Origin of the sequence: Acidovorax sp. LjRoot118 (assembly GCF_964253575.1) — a bacterium.
Taxonomy (GTDB): Bacteria; Pseudomonadota; Gammaproteobacteria; order Burkholderiales; family Burkholderiaceae_C; genus Acidovorax.
Genome location: NZ_CAXURB020000002.1, coordinates 151,640 through 173,356, shown reverse-complemented (window position 1 = coordinate 173,356; position 21,717 = coordinate 151,640). Strand labels below are relative to the sequence as shown.

General features: G+C 60.7%; 25 protein-coding genes. 22 read left to right on the top strand and 3 right to left on the bottom strand.

Annotated features, from left to right (window positions below):
• Positions 1-31 precede the first annotated feature (31 nt).
• The 13 genes from ACSQ9E_RS33545 to ACSQ9E_RS33485 all read left to right on the top strand — a co-directional run bounded on the left by ACSQ9E_RS33545 (position 32) and on the right by ACSQ9E_RS33485 (position 7,183).
• Positions 32-271: a hypothetical protein gene (locus ACSQ9E_RS33545; protein WP_436220438.1), complete on the top strand. Its 240-nt coding sequence runs from the start codon at positions 32-34 to the stop codon at positions 269-271.
• Positions 272-597: 326 nt separating this feature from the next.
• Positions 598-1,434 (top strand): HNH endonuclease, encoded by an 837-nt coding sequence (locus ACSQ9E_RS33540; RefSeq protein WP_436220437.1) that lies wholly within the window; start codon positions 598-600, stop codon positions 1,432-1,434.
• 21 nt (positions 1,435-1,455) lie between these two features.
• On the top strand, positions 1,456-1,689 hold the full coding sequence (locus ACSQ9E_RS33535; RefSeq protein WP_436220436.1) for a hypothetical protein: 234 nt from the start codon (positions 1,456-1,458) through the stop codon (positions 1,687-1,689).
• Positions 1,690-2,222: 533 nt separating this feature from the next.
• A complete protein-coding gene (locus tag ACSQ9E_RS33530; RefSeq protein ID WP_436220435.1) occupies positions 2,223-2,414 on the top strand; it encodes a hypothetical protein in 192 nt (63 codons plus the stop codon).
• Positions 2,415-3,107: 693 nt separating this feature from the next.
• A complete protein-coding gene (locus ACSQ9E_RS33525; RefSeq protein WP_436220434.1) occupies positions 3,108-3,791 on the top strand; it encodes a hypothetical protein in 684 nt (227 codons plus the stop codon).
• Positions 3,788-4,258, top strand: coding sequence for a DUF6283 family protein (locus ACSQ9E_RS33520; protein WP_436220433.1), 471 nt, complete (start codon positions 3,788-3,790; stop codon positions 4,256-4,258). The genes ACSQ9E_RS33525 and ACSQ9E_RS33520 overlap by 4 nt, the downstream gene beginning before the upstream one ends.
• A gap of 56 nt (positions 4,259-4,314) precedes the next feature.
• A complete protein-coding gene (locus ACSQ9E_RS33515; protein ID WP_436220432.1) occupies positions 4,315-5,247 on the top strand; it encodes a hypothetical protein in 933 nt (310 codons plus the stop codon).
• 104 nt (positions 5,248-5,351) lie between these two features.
• Positions 5,352-5,711: a hypothetical protein gene (locus tag ACSQ9E_RS33510; RefSeq protein WP_436220431.1), complete on the top strand. Its 360-nt coding sequence runs from the start codon at positions 5,352-5,354 to the stop codon at positions 5,709-5,711.
• 49 nt (positions 5,712-5,760) lie between these two features.
• On the top strand, positions 5,761-5,946 hold the full coding sequence (locus tag ACSQ9E_RS33505) for a hypothetical protein (protein ID WP_436220430.1): 186 nt from the start codon (positions 5,761-5,763) through the stop codon (positions 5,944-5,946).
• Positions 5,947-5,958: 12 nt separating this feature from the next.
• The gene (locus ACSQ9E_RS33500; RefSeq protein WP_436220429.1) at positions 5,959-6,123 is read left to right on the top strand and encodes a hypothetical protein; all 165 of its coding nucleotides are present in this window, start codon (positions 5,959-5,961) and stop codon (positions 6,121-6,123) included.
• The gene (locus ACSQ9E_RS33495; RefSeq protein WP_436220428.1) at positions 6,116-6,412 is read left to right on the top strand and encodes a hypothetical protein; all 297 of its coding nucleotides are present in this window, start codon (positions 6,116-6,118) and stop codon (positions 6,410-6,412) included. The genes ACSQ9E_RS33500 and ACSQ9E_RS33495 overlap by 8 nt, the downstream gene beginning before the upstream one ends.
• Before the next feature lie 131 nt (positions 6,413-6,543).
• A complete protein-coding gene (locus ACSQ9E_RS33490) occupies positions 6,544-6,735 on the top strand; it encodes a hypothetical protein (RefSeq protein ID WP_436220427.1) in 192 nt (63 codons plus the stop codon).
• Between the two features lie 16 nt (positions 6,736-6,751).
• Complete coding sequence (locus ACSQ9E_RS33485; RefSeq protein ID WP_436220426.1) at positions 6,752-7,183, top strand: hypothetical protein; 432 nt, start codon at positions 6,752-6,754, stop codon at positions 7,181-7,183.
• Between the two features lie 271 nt (positions 7,184-7,454).
• Here ACSQ9E_RS33485 and ACSQ9E_RS33480 read toward each other — a convergent pair whose 3' ends face one another.
• Positions 7,455-8,162 (bottom strand): hypothetical protein, encoded by a 708-nt coding sequence (locus ACSQ9E_RS33480; protein ID WP_436220425.1) that lies wholly within the window; start codon positions 8,160-8,162, stop codon positions 7,455-7,457.
• 384 nt (positions 8,163-8,546) lie between these two features.
• Positions 8,547-9,071, bottom strand: a complete 525-nt coding sequence (locus ACSQ9E_RS33475; protein WP_436220424.1) for a hypothetical protein — start codon at positions 9,069-9,071, stop codon at positions 8,547-8,549.
• 170 nt (positions 9,072-9,241) lie between these two features.
• Between ACSQ9E_RS33475 and ACSQ9E_RS33470 the strand changes: the two genes are divergently transcribed.
• A complete protein-coding gene (locus tag ACSQ9E_RS33470; protein WP_436220423.1) occupies positions 9,242-10,366 on the top strand; it encodes a hypothetical protein in 1,125 nt (374 codons plus the stop codon).
• Between the two features lie 65 nt (positions 10,367-10,431).
• Positions 10,432-10,785 (top strand): hypothetical protein, encoded by a 354-nt coding sequence (locus ACSQ9E_RS33465; protein WP_436220422.1) that lies wholly within the window; start codon positions 10,432-10,434, stop codon positions 10,783-10,785.
• A 637-nt stretch (positions 10,786-11,422) separates the two neighbouring features.
• Here ACSQ9E_RS33465 and ACSQ9E_RS33460 read toward each other — a convergent pair.
• Positions 11,423-12,136 (bottom strand): hypothetical protein, encoded by a 714-nt coding sequence (locus ACSQ9E_RS33460; protein WP_436220421.1) that lies wholly within the window; start codon positions 12,134-12,136, stop codon positions 11,423-11,425.
• 478 nt (positions 12,137-12,614) lie between these two features.
• On the opposite strand from ACSQ9E_RS33460, the gene ACSQ9E_RS33455 reads away from it, so the two are divergent.
• From ACSQ9E_RS33455 to ACSQ9E_RS33425, 7 genes are all read left to right on the top strand, one after another.
• Positions 12,615-13,070, top strand: coding sequence for a hypothetical protein (locus ACSQ9E_RS33455; RefSeq protein WP_436220420.1), 456 nt, complete (start codon positions 12,615-12,617; stop codon positions 13,068-13,070).
• Positions 13,060-14,319 carry a PD-(D/E)XK nuclease family protein gene (locus ACSQ9E_RS33450; protein WP_436220419.1) on the top strand — a complete coding sequence of 420 codons (1,260 nt, stop codon included), beginning with the start codon at positions 13,060-13,062 and terminating at the stop codon, positions 14,317-14,319. Before ACSQ9E_RS33455 ends, ACSQ9E_RS33450 begins: the two co-directional genes overlap by 11 nt.
• Positions 14,320-15,211: 892 nt before the next feature.
• Positions 15,212-16,636, top strand: coding sequence for an Eco57I restriction-modification methylase domain-containing protein (locus ACSQ9E_RS33445; protein WP_436220418.1), 1,425 nt, complete (start codon positions 15,212-15,214; stop codon positions 16,634-16,636).
• 92 nt (positions 16,637-16,728) lie between these two features.
• Positions 16,729-17,031 carry an HU family DNA-binding protein gene (locus ACSQ9E_RS33440; RefSeq protein ID WP_436220417.1) on the top strand — a complete coding sequence of 101 codons (303 nt, stop codon included), beginning with the start codon at positions 16,729-16,731 and terminating at the stop codon, positions 17,029-17,031.
• Between the two features lie 87 nt (positions 17,032-17,118).
• Complete coding sequence (locus ACSQ9E_RS33435; RefSeq protein WP_436220416.1) at positions 17,119-17,583, top strand: helix-turn-helix domain-containing protein; 465 nt, start codon at positions 17,119-17,121, stop codon at positions 17,581-17,583.
• 713 nt (positions 17,584-18,296) lie between these two features.
• A complete protein-coding gene (locus tag ACSQ9E_RS33430) occupies positions 18,297-18,497 on the top strand; it encodes a hypothetical protein (protein WP_436220415.1) in 201 nt (66 codons plus the stop codon).
• A 279-nt stretch (positions 18,498-18,776) separates the two neighbouring features.
• Positions 18,777-21,692 (top strand): Tn3-like element IS1071 family transposase, encoded by a 2,916-nt coding sequence (locus ACSQ9E_RS33425; RefSeq protein WP_044402914.1) that lies wholly within the window; start codon positions 18,777-18,779, stop codon positions 21,690-21,692.
• The last annotated feature ends 25 nt before the right edge of the window (positions 21,693-21,717 follow it).

Below are 21,717 nucleotides of genomic sequence, written 5' to 3'. Positions count from 1 at the left end.
CCCCAGCCGCAAAGCTAAAAAGGATGATTCAATGGCAAAGTCCTGGGGAGTAGCGCAGTTCTACGGCATGGGATCAATGCAATACCTGCAGGAGTCCGGAGAGTGGCTGGCGGACCGCAATCTTTTCGATGGTGCCCCGATCGTGCTCTTCGAATCAATGGAGGAGGCGGACGCCCGTGCGGCTCAGTTGCCGCAGCATGGGCAACCTCACGGTGTGCAGTTCATGGTAGACAAACAGGGCAAGGTTCTAACTGCCCGCAGAAACAAGTAGGAAGACAGTACATGTTCCAGATTACCCTGACGCCCGGACTTCCCCCCCACTGACAGGCGCCTGCATCTTTCTACTGTGGGACGGCATGCTTTGCGAAGGCGAATTGATCAAAAAGGACGGCCGCAATGTGCTGGTCCACTACAACTTGGCAGCGCCTGGTGCTCCTGAGCGCATCGAGCATGCCGCAGATGGTGGGAAGGTGCTTGGGTACACGCCCATCGCAGACCGATCCCGAGTCACACCAAACTGATCGAGGAATGCACGTGAAAGACAAAGGCCTCATACCAGGGGTGAACATTAGCAAGCCCTTAATTAGAGAGCGCCCCATGAAGCAGTCACAACGGTCGCCCCAAGAGATTTTCAACCGCCTTGGGGACTTGCTCGCTGCTCGTGGTTATGAGAAGTCAAAGGCAAGAGGCAACTTTTACTGGCAATGGCAAATTTCCCCCGAGATGCCAATCTATGCTTGCGACGGAAAATTAGGACAGAACAAGCTTTTCATCGACGCATCGCTGACGGAACTCGCACAGACGTTAGGCTCTATCAAAGGTGTTGTCGCCTCGCGTAGCGGGGTCACAAAAAACCAGAAATTCGAAGCCTTTGTAGCCAAGAAAGTGAATCCACATACTCAACTTGTCGAGTATGAAGGATGGCGATTCCAATTCGTTGACGAGGTATCTGCCAATAAGTTCTTGGATGTGTGTGAGGATTACACGAAAAGCGGCCTCGATGCTGCCAAGTTGAAAGCACAGAGGTTTGAGCAGACCATTACGCGAGCGACGTCAAGGTCGAGCGTTGTGACCTCAAGGGTGGGGCAGGACATTTTTCGAAAGGACCTTCTTAGGCATTGGAAGTCCTGCGCAGTCACGGGGTGCAAAGTGACAGCAGCCTTGCGCGCATCCCACATCAAACCTTGGGCTGCCTGCGACTCAAAAGAGCGTCTTGACCCACTAAACGGCCTTTTGTTGGTGGCGAGTTTGGACGCTTTATTTGACGCAGGACTGATTTCCTTCGAAGACAGCGGGACGATCATCATTTCTCCGCGACTTCTGCAAGACGCTTGGCCAGCGCTCGGGGTTACCAGCACGATGCGCCTACGTAAGCCTAATTCAGCGCATGACCCGTACTTGGCATTCCATCGTGAACATGTCTACAAGAAGTAACTGCAACTAAAGGAAAGCAATATGCCTGAAAAATTAAAGAATCTCTCACTGGGGGCCGACGATATAGAAGCGTTGCTCCATATCCTGTGGCTGCGACTCGTGCATCTTTACTCTGAATATAAGGGGTCAAACAGTGACGATATCGAAATCAACAGGATTAAGAACATCGCTGAGCAGCTCGGTGAAACGTTTAAGATCGTCTTTGAAGAGGGGAAGTCGAAAGTTGCGCCCCGTCGTGGTTCGATGCCTACTTAGAAACCAAGGAAAGCTCCATGTGGCATGTTCTTTTGGCCAAAAGCATGGCCATCTCGCTGGCAATCGTGTTCGCGCCGGCGGCGCTATTGCTGGTCATCATTGCATTCGCGAATGGCGCCTGTTGGGCCTTTGGCGGTCAATGGTGCGCACCATAAATAGGCGAGGAAAGCACCGTGGTCACCAACAACCCCCCGAAAAGAGATATGGCCCGCATTTCGCCACACACAACCGTGTATCCAGCCAAGGCCTGGGCTTTCCCTGCGGTATCGTTTCGCACAGTTGCGGACGCGCTGGATCACATTTCCAACATTCAATCCTATGCGCCGTGCGGAATCTGTTCGTGCCCTGCAGGCAGTTTTGACCGCCACTTCCCCGGAACTCTTTGAGAGGAAAGAAGATCATGCAGATCAACAAGCCCAAAGCGCGCATGGCCAAGAGAATGGCCTTCTACGCCCTCAATCGCCGCAAGGCGCATCCAGTACCTGGCTATTGAATGGCAGCAGATTTACACCGACTGATACGGGAAACGAATCATGACATCTGAGCAGTATTTCGCGGCCTGCTGGCCAATACACAAACAGCTGGCTGATATCGCCGGCCAGACACGCGTTATGGCGCTGGCTAAATCCGCTCACATGGACAATCCAAGGTTCGCAGATGCTATTGCCCGGCAGGATGAGCTCCTCAAAGAGCTTTCCACTCTGGATAGTAAAGTCGTCATCTAGGAAAATCGTGCAAGAAGATTTAAGAGCGCAGTTGGTCCAGTTTCAGTGGGTTGGTTTCGACGAGACCCTTGCAGCTGATCAGAGGGCCGACGTCGAGATGGTTCACGCGAACGGGCAGTGGACCATCGCTTGGATGGGCAATAGTCCTGATATAAATGTCACTGTCGAACGACATGCATTGCTAGGGAATGACTGAGAGAAGTTATGTCGAGATTTTTTGACTATTGCGGTGTCGCTTCAATGCTTGCGTCTTTTGCCGCGTGGGGATCGCTGTATTTTGGATTGCGCCCTGCGCTTTCCTGGGCTCTACTCGCGATCACTTTCGTTGGCGCGGTTTGGTTTATCTGGTACCAATGTCGCCAAAAGGCCTTGGGCCTAGCATATCAGCACGGTCGGTGGGATTTGGCGTTGGCGTGCACTTTGCCCATCGCCTTCATGCTCTCAGTTCCCGTATTGATCCTGAATTTCTTTGGTGCTCTCACCCAATTGCAGTGAACGAAGTCTGAATATGGTTGTGGTGTTTGAGCGGCAGCTTCTCTCGCAGGATTGCTTCACCACGCTCAAGTCAGGCTGGAAGGTTGCTAGTGAAGGGCACTCGTGGAAACTGCGGTCACTGCCTGGCGAGAAGGCGTTCACACAGCGGCTCGGAGGCGCGCCCTTTTGGGCTTGACGCGTAGTCGGTCCAGCTGATACTTGGAGCAAGATAATTCCAAGTACAAAGGGCAGAAATTGCTGAACTCACTGCTGGACCTCACGCCGCTGACCCTTGTCGAGGTGGCGAGCCGAGCCGTAATGCGGGAGGCCTTCCGCAACCCCAGTGGCTGGCGCTTTGAGTGTCCCTACTGGTTCTATCAGCATCTTGATGCGGATGGCATGCTGGTTGTTGCCGGACCAGGGGGGCATGAGGCCAAGGTAAGCGCGGTCGATGTGATGAACCTGATTCCGAGGGAGCCGGTCAAAGTCATGGCGATGCCCCTGGCGACCTTCATGCAACGGCTGTCTCTGGACCCAATTGCCCGGCACAAGACGCTGTCCGCCGACTGCTACGAGCCTGCATCAGTGATGGCGGCCCGGCGCGAGCGCCGCGGAGACTTCAGCTACACCGTCTGGTTTGATCGAGCCGAGCTGAACACCAGCACCACGTTCACGGCGCCGCTTATGGACGGGGAGGCCAGGCGTATCAAACCGCTGACCAGGCGCGCGAATATGCCCGTACGCAACATGACGTCCCCCTCAAACTGGTCGGCCGACAACGCGGCAGCTTTGATCGGCCGCGTCCACTCAAGAAAAGCTACCGCGTTTTTCGACGCTGCTCTCCGGCACAACGCCGTCATGACCTCGAGGCTAGCTGCTTTGGATGCAGCTATTCAGTCATGAGCTGCCCCATTGGCCAAGCGTCAGAGTGCGGCACCGGCCGCCAGAACACCGCTGCCTCGACTGACGGATGGCGCACGCTCACTCAGCCCTGCCCTAGTTGCCCCTGGCGCCTTGATCAGGGCGCCCAGGACATCCCCGAGTTCAGCCTGGCCAAGGCGCAGGAATTGGTGGCGACCTGCCCGAACGAGCGTGGCCATGGCCCGGACTTTGGGGCGGCGCTGTTCGCCTGCCACCAGTCGAAGTCGGGAAGCGAGATTCCCTGCGCTGGCTGGCTCGCCGCCGTTGGTCATGCCCACCCTCACGTTCGCCTTGCTGTGTTGCATGGCCGCCTCGCGCCGGGGGCACTTGAAACGGGGCCTGGGTGGCCTCCACTGCACGATAACTACGGCCAGGTTCTCAGGAAGTTGGAGGCAGGCTGCGTCGACATAGCAGACTCTGGACCAGATAGGTACATCAAAAGGGGTTGACGAGGCACTGAGAGTCGGTACTTTGAATAGAGACCGACGACGAAAATGCAGCCTCTATGAGCCCCGAACCCGAATCCTTCCAACTCCCCCGCTGGGCCTACGTGACCCTCTCGTTCATCACTGCAGCCATTGGCATCGCGGCCTGCGGCGTAACCGCGCAGTTCTTCATCCTTGGCTTGGAGCGCCTGGAGCCTGACCCGATGGCGCGCAGCATGCTCGTGGCCACCGGCATGCTGATGATCGCCACGGAAATGGCGGCTTTCGGGCTCGCGGCCCTTCTACCGGCCAAGAAGCTGAGGTCCCTGCGCATCAAGCTCATCGCCACAGGCATTCTGCTGCTGGCGTTTGAGGCAGCAACGATTTACGCCACCCAGGGCGCTCTGGACCAGGCCAGTGAGGCTGCGGCCTCAGCATCGAGCCAGCGCGCGCTTGAACTGCAGGCCACCATCCACGCCCGTCGTGCAGCTGCGCAGAGCTTGCGCGACAACGGCACACAGCAAAGCGCGAGTTCTAACGCGTGGACGCGCACCCTGGGGGCGTCCGCGTTGCGTGATGCCCTCAAGGTGGAGGGTGAGATAGCGCCCCTCGCGAAGGAAATGGCGCAGCTGCAGGCTGCTGCAAGGCCCACCACGGCCTCTGTTCTTGGGCAGCAAGGGGTGATGGCCTACGGCTTGGCTCGGGGCCTTCTGATCAGCATTATGGGATTGGTCATGTTCGGCGCTGCTGGGGCGCTCATGCGCGAGGCGCTGGTCACTTCTACGGCCGCTAAACCTGAGGAGCCCGGCCGGGAACAGCAGGCGGTGCCTACGGGTAGTGAGCCACGTACCGGCCGTGGCCCTGCCTTGGTGCCGCGCCAAGTTCCCCCGGAAGTGCCCGCACCTCCACTGGACACTGCCGGGCTTGACGCCGGAAAGGAAGGGTGGATTAAGGCACTGGAGAACATCCCAGGCGCAATCGTGGCGCGGAAGCCCCGCTCCACGTCGTGCTAAGCGACCAACGGCCGGCGTCGCCACAGCCCCGGCTGGATGGCAACTGGACCGAAGGTACTGCCATTTGCGGGCGATAAACTGTTCCCGATTTTCAGGAGGTGCTGATGACAAATCCCGAGGCGGGCGACGACGGGTGCCTGGCCGGAGCCGACGTTGAGACGATTAACAGGCGAGAGGCCGATGCGTTGTGCACCTGGCTGGTGACCAGCAATGGATGCATGGCCGCGCGCGTCCTCCCGGATGGGTCTGTGGCGGCACTGCAAGACCTGCTGTTCACGCGGGCGATTGTGTTGGGCTGTGCCGGGGGCGGCTGGGCGCAGCGCTTTTGCTTTGAGGATCGAGGTTTGGCCGACCGGCGCTTCGCGGAGCTGGAGGGCGAGGACGATGTTCCTGCTGGCCACGTGGCCATACGGCAAGGCGTGCGCTTCGCCGCACTGCAGCGGCAGGGCCGTCGCTACGGGTGATGATGGGGACCTTAGTGGACCACTGAAAATTCAATGACAGGAGTGATTGATGATGATTTTTGAATCCATGCGGCGTGAGCTGTCCGAGCTCGTTCGCCTGGTTCGTGAGAGCGCGAACTACTGCACTTCGGTGTCCAGCCGGCCAGAACTGGCCAGCCCGGAGTCCCATGCACTGGAGATTCAGCGCGAGCACCGTATAGCCGAGCTGCGCGCGCGGTTTGGCTTGGACTCGTAGAGGGGCACTGCCATGCCGGAATTCAGGTTCGTTCGCACAATCCAATACACCGAAGTGGTTCGCGTTTCGGCCGAGAGCCTGGAGGATGCCCAGGCACAGGCAGATCAAGCCGATGGCGACCGGATGCACGACGACACGGTCATCTCCATTGAACTCGCTGGGGGGCGTGATGACTGAAGGGGAGCTCGCAGAGATTCATCGACGGCACAGGCTGAAAATCGATGCGGCCGAAGTCATCGAGCGGGCGTTTCGTCGCGAGGCTCAGCTGCGCAAGGGGAGGACTGTCGATGAGTGGCACCAGGCCGAAGTGGAGGCTGTGTGGACAGCTGCCAGCGACTTCGGCCAGCAAAATGGCCTGCGCACGCCCTCGATCGAAGAGGTGTCGGCGGTTGAGCGTTTGGCGTTCGGCCATAGCGACTACGGTGCCAAGTGGGCGCTGTACGTTGCAGAGACGATCGTTGCGTAGCTAGGGTGCTCGCGCCTTCGTTGCTGCGTGGGAGCGGCTTTGAGAATAGGAAGAATATGGCTCAACTTTGTATTCCTGCAGCCTATTGGGACGACTACAGCGACCGCGCGCCGGTAGATGAACCGTCTCAGATGGCAATCGAAGTAAGCCGATCTGGGCGACGAGTGCTCGTTGAAGCCAATGTGGTGCAGCTGGTGTACCTCAAAGGCGATGCTGACCTCTACGCCGAGGGCCACACCGACGATTCACCACCTGCAGTGCTGCGCGGCGCGAAGCGCGTGGCGCAACTGTGCGCAGCGCTCACCGGCCATGCGCCAGCTTGAGCAGAGGTGGAGAAGGATGAAGCAATTGAGCATGGCGCAGCGCGCACTCGGAGACCTGATGAAGGCTGGCGGCCGAGTGATTCATGATGCGAAGACAGGGCGCTTTGTGCTCGACCAGTTTGGCAAGATCAGCCAGGTGGACCAGCGGCCCATTGAGGCCATGCTGCAGAGCGGCGCACTGGAAAAAGACGCATTCGGCCACTGCAAGCTCGTGGAGGAGGCTGGCATGTGGGTGCCCCTGGCCACACAGCACGACTTCGCGCCTGGTGACACCGCCAGATGGCGGAAAGTTGAGCGCGGAGAGCTGAAGTTCTGTGTCGAGGTCACCGTAGTGCGGGCGACGAGCAAGCAAGTGCGGATTCGAACGGCTGGGGGGAACCATCAGGTAGTACGGCCCAGGGCGCTTGAGTGGTTGGAGCGAGCTGGGCATGCTGCGGCGGCAGACTGAAAATGCCCGCGGGCGGACGTGGTTCTGAGGGGGCAGCTACCGTGAGCTTGGTGGCGCACCTTTGCTTTGCTTCATCGGGTGCACGTCTGGCAGCGAGCACTTTCCAGAGCCTTCTCTGCCCCTACTGCCGGGAGAGCTCTGGAAAGCGCCGCCAAGGCCCTTGTAGGGCACTTGGCGGGCTTGTTGTGGCGGCAGCCATGCTTGCGCCACTGCGAGCTGCCCAGCTTAGCCCGGGGGCGGAATGCGGCAGCTCGGTTGCTAAGTTTGGCGATCAGCCATGCATCGACTGTAGCGCTCGGCCCAGGGCCTCCCGCTGCAGCTGCTCGAGGAGGCCGTCAGGAACGAACGCCCAGGTAGCTGGCCGCCCTTCGTAAACGTGCACCGGATCTGGTACCGCGAAATGCACACGAGGGAACTGTTGCTGCAGCTCCTGTAGATCAGCGATGAGGTTGGCGATCACCACGTCCCTTGCGGGTCGCTTGGCGTTCTCCTCGGCCGTATCGATGTTGACCTCGCTTTCCCGTGAGCAGAATTCGAGCTCGAACAGGACGCCCCAGACACCATCCTTGCGAACGATAAAGGTGTCCTCGTCGAACATTTGCAGCTGCAGGCGGTCCAACAGGTCGGCATCGGCCTGCAGCAGGAGCTTGGTACTGACGTTCTCCCCGCCCATGTTGATCTCTCCCCAGCGGTCGGTGAGGTTCTGGGCGATCCGCCAGGTCTCGAATGCTCCTGGTGTTGACAGGCTGTACACACGGGCCAATGGGTCCAGGTTGTAGTGCACGCCGTCGACTCCGTAAGTGCGTTCCATGTCATCAGGGGTCCGCGATTTGACGTAGCTGACGCAGCAGTCGCCCAGGCCATGTCCAGTGTCCTGGTTGAAGAACTGTCGGCCCTCGAGGCGTCCACCGCAGCAGCAGCATAGGAGGGAGCGCACCGGCGTTGCGATGTCCGAATGGATGTGGTTGTTGGTATTCATGAGGTCTCCGGAAAATGGATGGAGCCCCGTCCCATAGGGGCATGGGGCCCCGTTGGGTTGAAATGTTTTGACAATGGCGCGCGTGACGCGCCTGCGCAAGCCTTGCGCATCGACCAATGCCAGCTTTGGCTGACGCTCGGTTGCCGCGGGTTGGGATTCCCATGGAGGGAACGAAGGCTGCGTTCGCGAACGCAGCGAGTGTCGAGGTGATTCTAGCGACTCATCCAGGGGCAACAAAGCGGGTGTGGTGCACCTATAGTTGCGCTCCGCCCACCAGACCAGGCGGGTCATAGCGACCGCAGCGGTTGCCTGGCAGCTGGGGGCGAATTGTTGGCCACGGGCACGTCAGGCTCGCGGATGTGTGCACGGGCGCTATGACTTGTCCTACTTGCCCACGCAGGAGGCAATTTCACCGCTCCACGCGCGGATCTTTTCAGGCGTGCTCGAAATTGACCTGGGCGAGTCGAACTTCTTCTCGCCGCGGATCCTCACGGATGTCGTGTACGAACCTCCCTGGATGGTCCACTTGCCTTCCTCAAACAGAAAGTCGATGCGGGACGTGTTTCGAACAGCAGATGCAGCCTCTTCGACGTTGACGACCAGACTGTTGGCCGCCTGCTCATCGGACGCCTTTTCCGCAGTGCGCGTCTCGAGGACTTCAATGAACGCTGAGTATGGGCGAACGAGGGAGTCTGTCTTTCTGACGTCGAAGGTGATGACTGCAGGCAAGCTTGCCTGCTTGGTCCAAGAGCTCGTGGTGGGGTTGAATGCGACCTTAGTAGGTGGCTTGGCGGCGAAGGATGCCTTGCATTCTTCCACGATGACCTTGAAGTCAGCCAGCGGTTCGGCGGCAGCAGCGAATTGCTGAAGGCTAGCAAGTAACAAGGCCGTGAGAATGAGTTGTTTCATGGTCGGAACGCCTGGAGGTGGTCGCCTTTATTGTGGGGCAAGCGTCGAGCCGGCGGCCGCGCACTTGGCATCAGCGATTGCGAATGCGGGGCGATCGAGGCTCCTTGAGTAGCATCGCGGTATTGGGTAACGTGTGCGGGTTCAGCACTTTTGCCGAGGGAGTTTTGGCCATGACCGATGAAAACAAGAGGGTTGAACTGAAGCAGCTTGCAAAGGTAGTTGTGGAGCAGACTTTGCCCTCGGAGCGGGCCCAACTGCGGGATTGGGTCGCCAAGCTGATTGCGATCAGGGAGGCTGGGGGTGAGACCTTCAGCATGGCCAAGAGGGCCGTTACCGTGACGCTGAGCGACGGCGTTGCAATGTCCATCGTCCGGGCCCTGGCCATGGAGTTGAAGCGGCTGGCGTGGACCGAGAGAGGTCTCAAGTGGCGGGTTGGTTTCGTGACGGCTGTGGTTGGTGCCGTTGTAACAGGAGGCCAAGGGGCGGGTATAGCCGCCCTGGGAGGAGCAATTGGGGTGCCTCTTTGGCTTGTCATTGGCGCCGGCGGCTCATTTCTCACGATGCTATGGGAGGAGTTGGACGGGTCCAGCAAGCCGCACGCTCGGCAGCCACCAGGGTCAAACCCACCCCCACCAGACCGCGATGCCGACGAGAGGCGAGAAGGTTCCACTCCACGCTGGCCGGGCGGCCCCCTCGTGATTGATGTGGAGGCGAAGGACGTGGGCCGAGGGCTGCAGCGGCTAGATAGGCCTGAATCATTTCTTCAGGAAGCATCGGTCAGCGCACCCGCTGAAAAGCCGGAGGCGACCGCACAGCGCAGGCTATGGGTGGGAGACTTGGACGGAGCTCGCTTGCTCTACGACCCCGATTTGCAGATTGACGGTAGTCCTCATGTTTTTCTTTGGGACGAGCGGTCGCGGGAGGTGGTGAAATACGTTCCGCATGTCCTGCGCAAGGTCATCCGTACTTACCGAGGCCCCCTACCTGATGGTCCATTGCAGCAGGAATACCTTGCCTGGTTCGAGACCCATGGGCCGGCGTGGCGCGCATCCGAGCTGCCCTACTACCTACAGCAGGCGGAGGCCGTCGCCCGGCACCGGGAAAAGCTGTCCGAGTTGGGTGTACCGTACGGGGGAGTGCTTGGCCAGGATGCACAGCGCACAGCCGTCACCAGGCGGGTCACACACTGCTATAGCTGCTCGCAGAAGCTGGACGGGGGGATTCGGCTGGCTTGCTCCCATTGCAACTGGATCCTGTGCTCGTGCGGCGCGTGCGGATGTGGGTATAGAGGCTAACATGCAACGATCGTCGCAACTTTTGAACACGCTGGAGAAATGCCTGAATGCGAAGCAACGCTGAGATGGACCCGCAGACCCTCCAGGCGCTGTGGGCGACCGATCGGGACGCCGCACTGCTCGAGTGGTCCTACCGCATGCTGGAGACGCCTTCGGCAATGGAGGATGCCGCTCAGTTTTCGGAGTGGCTGGTCACCCAGTGGTACGGACCGGCAATGTTCTCCAGAGCACTGTCTGCGGCTTCAGGGCCTGCGCCCTTGGTGGATGGCAAGCCGTTGCAGCTTGGGCAACTGCTGATCAGGGTCGACGAGGAGGTCATCGCCTTGTTGCCGGCGAGGGCTCTTCATCTCTTTCAAGAAGGGGTGATCTCACACAAGACCTTCCTACAGCAGCTCCAATCATTCCTCGCTGCATCATAGCCAGGTGCGATGTCATCGGCCGTTGGAGGCGGGTCCACGGGCGACCCCTGCCTCCAGTGCACGTCGGCAGGCGGGGCCTCCAGTGGTCCCATCCTGCGGCGGGGCTTCGTCCGAGCTTTGGGATCCTATTGATGGCTTCGATCTTGGCCAGGATCCCCAGAGCATCTGTCACCGGCAGCCTGAGTTCGCTCCTCAGCTCGCGCACGGTCAGGTGAGGGAAGTTGTCGGGGGCACCTTCGCGCAAGATGATCGGAAGCAGCCGCAGCCGCTCGGTGTCCTCAAGCGCCCGGCGCCATTCTTCCGGCATCCTGACGTTGACAGGTGAGTCCCAGATCGGGCCGAACCTGTTGCGCCGAGCGTTGACGATAACCTCCCGGTGGTCACGCGTGGTTGCGGCGCTTGGAGGCTACTTCGGTTCCACGCCAGCAGCTCGCGCGGCTCCACCGCTCCGATCCTGCTTATCAGTGGACGGGTCACGAACTGCACGGCAAAACTGGGCAAAGGCCTTGAATGCTCTGGGGCGGTACCGTTCGCTTCGGTCGTGGGCTCGCTCATTCGCTGTGCGGGTTGGGATTGGTCCATGGGGCTCGCCACGGTGCTGCGCGCCGTGCGCCAGTCCCTGGCTTGTAGCGAAGCATCAGGCAGGCAGCTCCACGAAAGAGAGCCCATGCCAACCACCGCTCTCCCCGGCCTTGAATGGCGGTGAGCTGGCGTGTGCGTCGTCTTCCAGGAGAGTGGCGTGGATCATGTGGGCATTCGCATCGTCCAGCCGCGCGCGCACGCGGCGCTCTCGGCCCATACCGTCCAGCCGGCCGCGCGATCCACGCAGCAAGACGACCTCCTGCCCTACTAGGGCGCGCACTGCAATCTCCTGTGCCGATGGCTCCCTCACCAACGTCCACCGAGCGCGCGGGCCGAGCATGGTGGCCACCGGCACCACCAACTCAGGAACTCCGGTGAGCGTAGCGGCTCCCGAGTCGACGCTCAGTACCGTTCGCTCGGACTTGTCTTTGCGGCGGGTGGACTCGAGCCACACCTGGCCGGGGCGCACGCCTTGGTCGGCGGAAGGTGCTGCGACGCCAACAAGCGATGACCCCGCTTGGCCGGCAGTCCAAGCTCCGGATGCGAAGGCAATGAGTCCTTTGCGCTTCTGCGCCTGCAGCAGGCGGTCCACAAGACGCATTGCCACATCGGCCTGGCCGGACTTGGGTGCAGTTCTGCCTGGAGCGGCACCAGGTACGCCGTGCTCGATGGCTACCGCCACTATTGCGGCAGCTGTGAACCGGCCTGTCATGGCTGCCAGACAGAACTCGATCTGCTCTTGGGTGGGCTCGAAGCCGAGAATGTTCATGGTTTCCTCCTGGCAGCAAGTATGCGGGGGTTCTTCCCGCGCGCAACCCCAGAACTGCAGGCGCACAGGGTGGGACAGCTGCGCGCCGGCGATGCGCCGTGTTGTAGCTGTAGATCGGTCGCGCGCGACGTCACCAGGGGGCCGTTTGTTGGCGACAAACAACGGCATTTTCATGGGGCGTAAGAGTGTTTCAACCACTGCAAGGCCGGCTTGAGTTTCAACGACGTCGAGGTCAGACTCGGACCCTTGCGGAGGCACGGGCTCATCAGGAGCCCCATCCGCTGAGTAAAGGGGATTGAGCACGATGTGGTACGCGAAACGTGAGGGACTGGAGTTCAGGGCACCTGTGAAGTTGAAGCGCCTGGCGCGCGAGGCCCAGCCCCGGCCGAGATCGGCACCGGTTGCCTGGGAGGCGCTGGATCCTCTGCGAATATGGCCTTCCGATCGACGTCTACCTGCTGGGCCAGGCGAGACCCAGATGCGCAATGCACTGGTGTGGTTCCTGCTCGCGGCGGGCGTGCCGACCCGGGAGGTCGCAGAGCTCTTCGAGCTTTCAGCGTCGCGCTGTCTCAGCATCTCCACCAGGTGCGCCGAGAAGTACCGCTGCTACAGACGTCGATCACCGTTTCATAAGGTGGAGCCTGCAGTGGAGAAGGCGCATCGCCTCGGCCAGGACATGCGAGAGATGCTGGTCGCGGAAGAGCTGCTCGAGGATGACCGGTGGCAGGCCTCGGTGGCCTACTGCCTCAACCTTGGGCGCGAGCATTTCAGGGAGCGCGTCGGGCCTGGGCTGGTTGCCACATGCACGTGCGAGATGTGCACGGGGCGCTTGGCCACGAGTGCCTACACGGCCAAGGTCTACTGGATGGACGGCGAATCCCTCGGTGAGTCCTCGCATACCACCGAGGACCAAGGATGCGCGCATGAGGTTTGACCTGGCGAGCGATCAGACGGCGCACCTGTTGCGCGCTGTGGATGCGGAACACTGTGCTCTCAGGGATGCAGAGCGCCGGGTCGCAAAATCGGCGGCGCCGAGCTTCCAGATCTTCGACTTCCTGCGAACTGATGAGATGGGGCTTTCCCGGTGCATCTCCGCGCTTCTTGATCCTCGCGGAACGCACGGCCAGGGTAGCGCATATCTGGAGCTGTTCCTGGACTGCATCGACTGTGGCCCAGCTTGGCGCTTGGGCCTCGATGAAGCCGTGGTGGACCTTGAAATGCCTGCCAACGGGGCTCGTCGGTACGACATCGAGATTCGGTTGAAGGGGGAGCGCGCAATCGTCATCGAGAACAAGCCCTGGGCCGTGGATCAGCCGCTGCAGCTCACCCACTATGCAATGGAACTGAGCCAGACCTGCAGCCCCGGAGGGTGGAGGCTCGTCTACCTGGGCCATGGGGCTCCCACGGTGCGGAGCATCAGTGCGGAATTGCTCGGCCGCTACCTCGCGGATGGCAGCCTGGTGGTGATGGGTTTCAGGCAGCTGGCTGAATGGCTGGGTGCGTGCGCGCTGTGCACAGAGCCACCGGTGGTGCGTATGTTCATCGAGCAGCTGGAGCAGCTTGTTCGCAAGTCCCTTTGTGGAGAGGTAGGTATGTCTGAAGCCGAGAGCATCAAGGACGTGGTGACGCAATCGCAGGAGAACCTGCGCGCCGCACTGCTGGTTGGCCGTTCGCTGGAGGCGATCAAACAGAGGCTGTTGATCGAGGGGTTGAAGGCCCCATTGGAAGAACGCTTTGGTGCTCAGCTGTACTGGGACACGGGCGCGCTTTCAGCGAGGTCTGCCCGTGCCGCCTTCGGCGTGAAGCTCTCGCCGACAGCGCCTGGCTACGTTCGGTTTGAGTTCTACCAGGGCGACTTGAACGCCCTCTTCTGGGGTGTTCACCGCGTCGAAAAGCTTGTCGATGTCCAGGTCGACCATCCAGATGCAGGCCGCCTGAGGGATAGCTTGCGCATGCGCTTCGGGCCCAGCAAAGGCAACGAGCATTGGTTCTGGTACTGCGAGAACGTGAGCCATCTGGGCAAGCCCGGCGGGAAGCCGATGCCAAAGAACTGGGATTTCGACGAGGAGCCCTGGCTGGGTATGCAGAGGCAAGACCTTCATGTGGGATTCGTGAACGCCGTCGACGCCGTCGTGCGCGCGGCCGCCGAGGCATCGGCCTTCACCATTCTCCAAACACCCTGATCGTGGCGAGCGGCGCGCCTGCAACATCACCCTTGCCTTGAGCCTGCTCTCATCGCATCGAGAGCAAGATCGCCTTCAGCAATGTCCGGCGCTTGCACTTCACCGTTCCGGACAGGCCTGAAGCGGAAGAACGAGGGAGCCCCCTCCTCTGCTATTGGGCACCGGTGAAATCCATTGTTTTGGAGCCAGGCGGCCAGTCGCTTCTCGCCCACCAACTCCACGTACAGCGCTTCTGCGCGAAGCGCACATGTTGGGGCGGATAGGCGCTTGATGATCTCGCTGAATAGGCCCAGGCCGCGCAGTGGCTCGTGGACTTCGATGTTGGCCAGGACGATGGTGGGGCGGCCCTGCGTGGCAACCTTGGAGCGGGACCAGCGTGTGTAGAGCTCCAGGCCTGGCGCGTGAAAGTAGCGCGAAGCGGGCCGGCCGCTCGCAATGCACCTGCCCTCGAAATCGAGCACCCACCCCACATAGTCTGCCGCGAGCTGGCGGACTGCTGATCGGGGATCGGGTGGAATCGTCGGCGACTCGTGCATGCCAAAAGCATACCCTGCTTGGAGAGCGAGCCAGCCACAGCATGTCCGCCGGCAATCGCTGATCCACTGCCGTCCCCTTGCCCGCCGCAGCTGGAACATTTCAGCGCAGATTTGCTGACCACAATGTTCCACCGCCGCGCTTCCCCTCGGAAGCGGTGGAACATATTGGTGGATCTTCGTGGGCGCGGTCGCACCAGTGTGTATTGGCGATACCCACACCTGGTGCAAGTTCCTCCACGCGCTGGCACCCTGTGCGTGATCTGCCAGCAATGGGTAGGCGAGATCTACCGCAGGTGGCCTTGTGGGGCTCAAAGCGTCTAGACACAAGGCGCTTTGTCAGTAGCCTGAATTGCATGATGCAAGACCCACCTATTGAACTTGACCTGTTTCCACTCAGTGCGCTGGAGGAAGCCGTGGAGCAGTTGCACAACGCGACGTCCTTCTACACGGCCGAGCCAATCGTAGAGCAGCTGCTGGGGATGGTGAATTGGCCCGCCGGCGACCGCCGGCTTGTGGACACGAGTTGTGGCGATGGTGTCTTCCTGGGCGCAGCGCTGAAGCTCCTACTGGAGGTTGAGCCGCAGGTCGATGACGCCCGGGTGGCAGGCCTCATTCACGGCTTTGAGATTCACTTCTTTGCCGCCGCCGAGTCGCGCCGACGCTTGGCGCGCATCCTTGTTGAACATGGCCGTTCGGCTGTGAGGGCCGCGTCGATCGCGACCTCGATGGTCACTCACGGCGACTTCTTGCTGCAGGGCCCCTGCTCGCCGACGTGGGATCTTGTGGTCGGCAATCCGCCCTTTCTTCGCTATACGCACCTGCCCTCGATCCTGCGCACGGAATACGAGCGTGAACTGCCGGACCACTCTCAGGGCGACATGCTGCACAGTTTTCTAGGCCGCTGCACCCTCGCTCTGCGCGACGGCGGTGAGATTGCCCTGGTGACGTCCGATCGTTGGCTTTTCGCACGGTGTGCCGCGGATCTGCGCGCCTCCATTGGCCAGCGCATGGGCTTGCACCATGTCGAGCGCCTGGACTGCAGTTCTGCGTTCTATCGCCCGAAGAATCGCCGCGCAGGCCAGCCTCCGCGGATCCACCCGGTGGCCGTGATCCTGCGCGACGCCGCTTCTTGCAGCACCGCCATCACCGAGGCGCCTATCTACCCCGAGGCCGATGATGCGGCCTACGTTGGCCAGCGAACGTTGGCCTCGCTGGCCAAGGTGAGCCTCGCGCCCTGGCTTGGCAAGCACGGGCTGTTCGTGATCGACAAAGCCACTGCTTTGGCCGCCAACATTCCGCCGCAGATGCTGGTGCCCGCCGTCGATACCGACAACATGAAGGGCGGGACGCTCAGCGCTCCTATGAAGTATGCGATCCGGACCTTCCGCAACGTTGAGCCACCGGCCGCTGTGCTGGCGCATCTTGACGCGAACATGCATTTGCTGGCGCGGTCGAAGGTTCGCAAAACCCAGCGCTGGCTGCCGCCAGAGAGCTTCGAGCGCGTCGACCTGGGCCAGCCGTGCCTTCTTATCCCGCGTATCGCCAATTCCTTGCGCGCTGTGCGTGTGCCGGCCGGCATCCTCCCTGTCGACCATGGCATCACCATCGTGAGCGCTGGAGAGGCGTCTCTGGACCAGCTGGAGGCCGCGCTCATGCGCCCCGAAGCGGAGGCCTGGGTCCGCGCCCGCGCGCCACGTCTCGAAGGGAACTACTTTTCGGTCACCACCAGTCTGTTGCGGGACCTGCCGCTGAATCTCGACGACGTGGCCGGCGCCAATTGAGCGCAGCGGCGGCAGGAGCTAGTGGACAGTGCTTGCCGGGCGTTTTCGGCCTTGCGATATAAACGGCACTCTCCAACTTGACCTCGAAAACCATGAACCGCTCTGATCTCATCGACACCCTCGCTGCCAAGAATGACCTCACGAAGGTTGCCGCTGGGCGGGTCCTGGACACTCTCATCGACACCATTCAAACGGCAGTGAAGAAGGGGGACGTTGTGCAACTGGTGGGCTTTGGCACCTTCAAGGCCTCCAAGCGGGCCGCGCGCACGGGCAAGAACCCATCCACGGGTGCTGCGCTCAAGATCCCTGCAACGACGGTTCCCAAGTTCGTCGCCGGCGCCAAGTTCAAGGCAGTAGTGGATCCAAAGGCGGCTGCGCGCAAGGCTGCGAAGTAAGGTGGAGTCTTTCCCAGCTGCGGTGCGGCTGGGATTTTTTTGGCGGCATGAGCAGGCCTTTTGCCGCGGGTCTATTGGGAGCCATACATGGCAGCGTTCGCAGAATCATTCAAGTCCGAAGTCGCGCGCATCGCTCGCAAAGAAGGCAAAGGCGACGTTGAGTCGTTGCGCAAGATGGTTTCCTCGCAGCGAAGTGACATCGTCGCACTGAAGAAGCAGGTGAAGCAGCTCACCGTTCAGGTGAATGCGTTGGTCAAGGCCTCGGGCAAGGCGGCAGCGCCCAAACAGTCTGACGAAGCGGCTGAGCCCGCGCGTCGAGGCGGCAGGAAATTCGTGTTCCGGCCCGAAGCTCTCACTGCGAAGCGAGCCAGCCTGCATGTTACGGGCAAGGAAATGTGCCAGCTGCTCGATGCCGCCCCCGCCACTCTTGCGAGATGGGAAACCGGCAAGGCGATGCCCAGGGCAGCCCAGCTTGAGCGCATCCGTGCCGTTCTGGCGCTGGGGACTCGCGAGGCTCGCGCCATGCTCGCGGGGGCTTCTGAGACCAGCTGACAGAAGGAGTCGACTCGGAGTCCAGCGAGGGCTCCCGACCACCCTCTACGCGGCGGACGGGACACTGCTCGCAGCCCAGTTGACACTGCAGAGCTGGCAAGACCCCCCAACGGCGTGCTGCTGCGGTGCACTTGGTCTCTTGACGCTCGACCTCCGAGCGCTAGCATGATCCGCATGGAACAAGAATCTTCACGAAGTCCTCAACTTCAAGGTGACATCGCACTGCTGTCCTACTCAGCCAGGTTCAGGAGCGCGGTCCTCAAAGGCGCAAGCAGCTCACGCATGTGTGCCGCCCTCTCCGGGCCTCTTCACGCCGCCCTGCAGGCCAAAGGCGTCGATTGTTCACTCGAAGAAAGCACGCTAGCCCTATGCAACCACGTCTTTCTTCGCCTCGCTGACGGGCGTGTCCTTGATGTCACCTCAGACCAATTCGACACTGGTGTCGGAGCGCCCGTGCCTGCCGTCTACCTTGGCAGCGGGCTTGATATACATCGGGGCGCTCGGCCGTGGCTGGGTGGTGGCGAGTGGAATGCGCTGATGCAAGAACTTGGCCGGCTTGTGCCGGGCCTTGAGCCCGGCTGGGTCGGTGAGACGGTGAGCGTGGTGCTGCGATCCTTGCCGTCGGGATTGGTGGAGTTTGCTACCGGAGATGTAGTTTGAAGTGCGATCAGGTTCAGGTGAGCGCGGACGGCGCAACTGTATGGATACACGGCTTGGATGGCTCCACGCTGGGGCGGTTTTCAAAAAACTTCGGCATGGACGTTCACACTTCGGCCTCTGACCAGCTGCAGGGAGCCGCTGAATGCCTGCACTGCACGCACACCAAGCCATCAAGAGATGACTGGTTGCTGTTCTGCAACCTGATCCAGCAGCACTACGGCGTCCAGGTCGCTCAAGATCTCGTGGCGTTCTGACCGCGTTCGTTGAGCGAGACGGCTGCCATTGCTGGCGTCGTTGGGTTGCCGCCTCCCTTCTGAGTGCGCGAGGCTTCATTTGCTTCATGCAAGCCAACTAGTGGGATATCTTGTCGGGATGCAGTTTGACTTTCGGGGTCTCCTCGTTTTCAGTGCAATAAGTGACGGTACGCAAAGCTAGCACTGGCGCGGGGGTGGTCTGGGTAGACCGTTGATTTCATTGACTTTCCTGTTCGCTTTGTAAACGGGTATGGTGGCCTCCCACTTTTGAGGTTCACGATGCAGGGTTGGCACACAACGTTTTTGGGGATGCGTGGGCTCCCCCGCGATATCAGCGACTTCGAGATGAAGGCATTTTTCACCTTCGATGGTGCCGAGCGCGACGCAATCAATGCACGCCGAGGTGATTCCCACAAGCTTGGTCTGGCGCTCCATATTGGTTTCCTGCGCATGAGTGGGCGTTTGCTCGGTGCCTTTCGGGTAATTCCAGTAGCCTTGTGGCGCCACCTTGGCAACGAGCTTGGCATTGCAGCACCAGAAGTCGCCTCGCTGAGAGCCATGTATGAACGCGGGCGCACGCTATTCGATCACCAACAAGTAGCCTGCACGGTCCTTGGATTCCAGTGGATGAGCGAGCACCAGCGCCGCTCACTGGTACGTGAACTGCGCGACGAAGTGGCGCGCTGCGCCGACCGCGATCAGCTACTCGTGCGGGCGCGTCAATGGCTGTACAAGAACAAGCTGGTGATCGTGCACGAGCGGGCAATTCGGACACTGATTGCGGCGGCACTTGCCCAGCTTGAAGTTGAAACAGGCACCGCCATCGCCGCCAGCGTTGATCCAGCAACACTTGATCGCTGGCGAGCCTCAGTTTCAGAGCTGCGCCCAGATGGACAAACCCAGCAGAGTTGGCTATGGGCTGCACCGGCGAAACACTCAACCCGCCAAATCAGCGAGGTACTGGAGCGCATCGACCTGCTTTACACGCTGGACGTTCATAAGCACCTGGCAGACATCCCCGATCTCATCTTGCGCCGCTACGCGCGCCGACTTGTCTCCAGGCCGCCCTCAGCCGGAGCCAAGATCAAAGAGCCAGCGCGCACCGTGGAGGTCGCATGCTTTCTTCGGTATTGCCTGTTCACCACCACAGACCAGTTGATCCTTATGGTGCAGCGCCGGATCGCCGATCTGTGGCGTCAGGCTGCCGCCGATGTCCCCGCTACCGTCAATTGGGCCGCAATGTACAAAACGCTGCTCGGCGAACTTGTTGCCTTGAGCGCGCAAGGTGCGGTGCCAGATGCTGAGTTGCGTGCCCGTCTTGAAGCCTTGATCACCGAAACCCAGAAACGCAAACCACCGAGCAGGGCCTCCCTGGTCCGCGAGGGATTGATTGATGGAATTCGCCCCGTGCGGTCGTTGCTCGTCGCCATTGCAAAGCTGCCCTGGCAGGCCACCGGCGAGCATCCTGCCATCGAGTACCTTGCCAAGCTGCAAGCTTTATATCTCAAAGGATCCAGAAAGCTGCCAGTTGAAGTGGTGGCACCAAGTCTGGGAATGATCTGGCAGGTTTCGATCTCCAGCCCAGACCGGGAACGGGCGTTTCAGGCGTTGGAGGTGGCCACCCTGTTTGCCCTGCGCCGCGCGGTGCGCAATGGCTCGGTCTGGATTGAGCACAGCCTGAGCTTTCGGGGTCGTGCGCGCTTGTTCTTCACGGACGAGCGTTGGCAGGCAGAGTCCAAGAAACACTATGCCCGTCTATCGTTACCCAGCAAGGCTGCCACTTTCTTGAAGCCTTTGCTGGCCAGAGTAACTGCCGGTGTCGATGCGGTGGCCGCTGCAGCCCGCAGTGGCGTACTGCGCGTGGATGATGAACTCCATTTGTCGCCATTGCCCGCAGAGGACGAAGACCCAGAAGTGACCAAGCTGCGCGCGGCTTTGGATCACCGCATCGGTGAGGTTCAATTGCCGGAAGTGATTCTGGCCGTTGACGCCCAGGTGCGCTTTAGCTGGATCATGCTCGGACGTGAGCCGCGCTCTACCGACGAGCTGCTGATGGTCTATGCCGGCATCATGGCCCACGGCACCAGTCTGACTGCGGTCGAATGCGCGCGCATGATTCCGCAATTGTCTGCCACCAGCATTCGCCAGGCCATGCGCTGGGCGCGGGACGAACGGCGTCTGAGCCAGGCCTGCCAGGCTGTGCTGGAATTCATGCAGCGACACCCGATTGCCGCCACCTGGGGGCGGTCCGATTTGGCATCTTCTGACATGATGAGCATGGAGACCACCAAACGGGTGTGGCAAGCCCGGCTTGATCCTCGGCGCAACACACCTTCCATTGGAATCTACTCCCATGTAAAAGACCGGTGGGGCATCTTCCATGCGCAGCCCTTTGTGCTCAATGAGCGCCAGGCGGGCGTGGCCATTGAAGGTGTCATCCGCCAAGAAAAGCTGGAGACCAGCCAGCTTGCTGTGGATACCCATGGCTACACCGACTTTGCCATGTCACATGCCCGTTTGCTTGGTTTTGATCTTTGCCCGCGGTTGAAGGAACTCAAACAGCGCCACCTCTTTGTGCCACGCGGCACCAAAGTGCCCGCAGAAATCGCTGCGGTGTGCGAAGCCAATGTCGACGTCGCTTTGATCGAAAAGCATTGGGATAGTCTGGTGCACCTGGCAGCCTCGGTCATGAGCGGACATGCCAGTGCGGTGGCAGCTCTTGCGCGGTTCGGTTCTGCCGCCCAGGGCGATCCAATCTATGAGGCTGGCGTGCAATTGGGGCGGTTGCTGCGTACGGCGTTTTTGGCTGACTACTTTGTCAAGGACGCTTTCAGGAACGAGTTGCGCCGGGTGCTCAATCGGGGCGAGGCTGTTAACGCCCTCAAGCGCGCCATTTATACCGGCCGGATCAGCCCGGCGCAGGCCAAACGTGTCGATGAAATGCAGGCTGTGGCCGATGCGTTGAGCCTGATGGCCAACATCGTGATGGCGTGGAATACCTCACAGATGCAGGCGGTCCTGGATCGCTGGTCGAACCGCCGCCAGGTCATTCCACCGGAACTGATCGGGAAGATTGCGCCCACCAAGCTGGAGAGCATCAACTTGCGGGGTGTGTTTCGCTTCCCGGTTGACCGCTATGCTGACCAAATCCTGCCTTCGCGGCCAAATGCATCGATAACTGGCACCAATGGATGAAACCGACCACGGTTTGACGCCACGA

What these genes read in the sequence shown, in the direction of transcription:
- ACSQ9E_RS33500 (WP_436220429.1), top strand. Translation starts at nt 5,959, where the DNA reads ATGCCGGAATTCAGGTTCGTTCGCACAATCCAATACACCGAAGTGGTT.
- ACSQ9E_RS33520 (WP_436220433.1), top strand. Translation starts at nt 3,788, where the DNA reads ATGAGCTGCCCCATTGGCCAAGCGTCAGAGTGCGGCACCGGCCGCCAG.
- ACSQ9E_RS33540 (WP_436220437.1), top strand. Translation starts at nt 598, where the DNA reads ATGAAGCAGTCACAACGGTCGCCCCAAGAGATTTTCAACCGCCTTGGG.
- ACSQ9E_RS33495 (WP_436220428.1), top strand. Translation starts at nt 6,116, where the DNA reads ATGACTGAAGGGGAGCTCGCAGAGATTCATCGACGGCACAGGCTGAAA.
- ACSQ9E_RS33480 (WP_436220425.1), bottom strand. Translation starts at nt 8,162, where the DNA reads ATGAATACCAACAACCACATCCATTCGGACATCGCAACGCCGGTGCGC.
- ACSQ9E_RS33455 (WP_436220420.1), top strand. Translation starts at nt 12,615, where the DNA reads ATGCGCAATGCACTGGTGTGGTTCCTGCTCGCGGCGGGCGTGCCGACC.
- ACSQ9E_RS33445 (WP_436220418.1), top strand. Translation starts at nt 15,212, where the DNA reads ATGCAAGACCCACCTATTGAACTTGACCTGTTTCCACTCAGTGCGCTG.
- ACSQ9E_RS33450 (WP_436220419.1), top strand. Translation starts at nt 13,060, where the DNA reads ATGAGGTTTGACCTGGCGAGCGATCAGACGGCGCACCTGTTGCGCGCT.
- ACSQ9E_RS33435 (WP_436220416.1), top strand. Translation starts at nt 17,119, where the DNA reads ATGGCAGCGTTCGCAGAATCATTCAAGTCCGAAGTCGCGCGCATCGCT.
- ACSQ9E_RS33545 (WP_436220438.1), top strand. Translation starts at nt 32, where the DNA reads ATGGCAAAGTCCTGGGGAGTAGCGCAGTTCTACGGCATGGGATCAATG.
- ACSQ9E_RS33510 (WP_436220431.1), top strand. Translation starts at nt 5,352, where the DNA reads ATGACAAATCCCGAGGCGGGCGACGACGGGTGCCTGGCCGGAGCCGAC.
- ACSQ9E_RS33485 (WP_436220426.1), top strand. Translation starts at nt 6,752, where the DNA reads ATGAAGCAATTGAGCATGGCGCAGCGCGCACTCGGAGACCTGATGAAG.
- ACSQ9E_RS33470 (WP_436220423.1), top strand. Translation starts at nt 9,242, where the DNA reads ATGACCGATGAAAACAAGAGGGTTGAACTGAAGCAGCTTGCAAAGGTA.
- ACSQ9E_RS33465 (WP_436220422.1), top strand. Translation starts at nt 10,432, where the DNA reads ATGGACCCGCAGACCCTCCAGGCGCTGTGGGCGACCGATCGGGACGCC.
- ACSQ9E_RS33460 (WP_436220421.1), bottom strand. Translation starts at nt 12,136, where the DNA reads ATGAACATTCTCGGCTTCGAGCCCACCCAAGAGCAGATCGAGTTCTGT.
- ACSQ9E_RS33425 (WP_044402914.1), top strand. Translation starts at nt 18,777, where the DNA reads ATGCAGGGTTGGCACACAACGTTTTTGGGGATGCGTGGGCTCCCCCGC.
- ACSQ9E_RS33515 (WP_436220432.1), top strand. Translation starts at nt 4,315, where the DNA reads ATGAGCCCCGAACCCGAATCCTTCCAACTCCCCCGCTGGGCCTACGTG.
- ACSQ9E_RS33490 (WP_436220427.1), top strand. Translation starts at nt 6,544, where the DNA reads ATGGCAATCGAAGTAAGCCGATCTGGGCGACGAGTGCTCGTTGAAGCC.
- ACSQ9E_RS33440 (WP_436220417.1), top strand. Translation starts at nt 16,729, where the DNA reads ATGAACCGCTCTGATCTCATCGACACCCTCGCTGCCAAGAATGACCTC.
- ACSQ9E_RS33535 (WP_436220436.1), top strand. Translation starts at nt 1,456, where the DNA reads ATGCCTGAAAAATTAAAGAATCTCTCACTGGGGGCCGACGATATAGAA.
- ACSQ9E_RS33505 (WP_436220430.1), top strand. Translation starts at nt 5,761, where the DNA reads ATGATGATTTTTGAATCCATGCGGCGTGAGCTGTCCGAGCTCGTTCGC.
- ACSQ9E_RS33530 (WP_436220435.1), top strand. Translation starts at nt 2,223, where the DNA reads ATGACATCTGAGCAGTATTTCGCGGCCTGCTGGCCAATACACAAACAG.
- ACSQ9E_RS33475 (WP_436220424.1), bottom strand. Translation starts at nt 9,071, where the DNA reads ATGAAACAACTCATTCTCACGGCCTTGTTACTTGCTAGCCTTCAGCAA.